Genomic DNA, 1374 nt, shown 5'->3' with positions numbered 1-1374 from the left:
GCCCGGCGAACACCAGCACCTCGCTGAAGATGACGAAGCCCATGTACACCCGCGCGGCGCGCTCCGCCTCCGGCCCGCCCGCGTGGATGACCAGCCCGTACGTGGAGAAGCCCATCACCGCATAGGCCGTGTAGAAGCTGATGACGTCCAGCGACAGCACCAGCCCCAGGTTGCCGGACATGGCCGCCAGGAACAGCGCGTGGAAGCGGTGCCGCCGCGGGTCCTCCGCCAGGTAGCTCGCCGCGTACACCCCGGCCGCCGTCCACAGCAGCGCCGTGGCCAGGAGGAAGGGCCGGCTGGTGGCGTCCAGCCCCAGCCGCGCGCCCAGCAGCAGCCACGGCAACTCCACCTCCAGCGACGGCGAGCGCCCCGCCGCCAGCGCCAGCCCCAGCGCCGGCAGCGCCGCCACCGAGGCCAGCGCGCCGCTCCACCGCCGCGGCCCCCGCACGGCCGCCAGCCCCGCGGCCACCAGCGGCAGGAAGACGGCGACGAGCAGCAGGCCCCGGCCGCTCATGGCCGGAACTCCCGCTGGGAGATGAGCCAGGCCCAGGACAGCGGGCTGATGGGCGAGTGCGCCAGCAGCCCCACCACCAGCGACAGCAGCGCCGTGGTGAGCAGCGGGAAGAGCAGCAGCGGGTGGCCCTCCCACCGTGGCGCGGGGCCCGCGTGCTCCGCGTCCGGCGCGTCGAACCAGGCGCTCTTCAGCAGCGGCAGGAAGTAGGTGGCGTTGAGCACCGTGCTGCCCACCAGCACCCAGAGCGCCCAGGCCTGGCCCGTCTCGCTCACCGCGCCCAGGCCCAGGTACCACTTGGTGACGAAGCCGGCCACGGGTGGCACGCCTATCATCCCCAGCGCCCCCACCGTGAAGGCCGCCATCGTCCACGGCATGCGCCGCCCCGCGCCCTTGAGCTCCTTCACGTCGTGGATGTGCAGCCCCTTGCCCAGGCTGCCCGCGCAGAAGAAGAGGGTTATCTTCATCAGCCCCTGGTGGACGAGGTGGGACAAGGCCGCCACGGTGGACACCGGGCCGACGATGGCGACGCCCAGGACGATGTACGAGACCTGGCTCACCGTGGAGTACGCCAGCCGCCGCTTCAGGTTCTGCTGCGACAGCGCGCGCACGGAGCCATAGAGGATGGTGAAGGCCGCCACCGCCGCCAGCGGGCCCGTCACGCCCAGCGACTGCGCGTAGCGCACGCCGAACACGTCATAGACGACGCGGACGATGCCGAACGCCCCCGCCTTCACCACCGCCACCGCGTGCAGCAGCGCGCTCACCGGCGCGGGCGCCACCATGGCCGCCGGCAGCCAGCCGTGCAGCGGCACCAGCGCCGCCTTCACCCCCAGCCCCGCGATGAAGAGCGCGAACAGCCC

1 protein-coding gene and 1 pseudogene are annotated in these 1374 nt (G+C 73.2%); both read right to left on the bottom strand.

All coding sequences use genetic code 11. The features are described 5' to 3' along the window. Positions 1-514: pseudogene (locus tag HV824_RS35750) on the bottom strand (hypothetical protein); the annotation flags it as partial. Then, on the bottom strand, positions 511-1374 hold an 864-nt coding region (locus tag HV824_RS35745), incomplete at its 5' end, for a proton-conducting transporter membrane subunit (protein ID WP_303623458.1). The gene HV824_RS35745 and the pseudogene HV824_RS35750, both read right to left, overlap by 4 nt.

Origin of the sequence: Myxococcus sp. AM009 (assembly GCF_013372605.1) — a bacterium.
Taxonomy (GTDB): domain Bacteria; phylum Myxococcota; class Myxococcia; order Myxococcales; family Myxococcaceae; genus Myxococcus; species Myxococcus vastator.
This window is presented reverse-complemented; position numbering and strand designations above follow the sequence as displayed.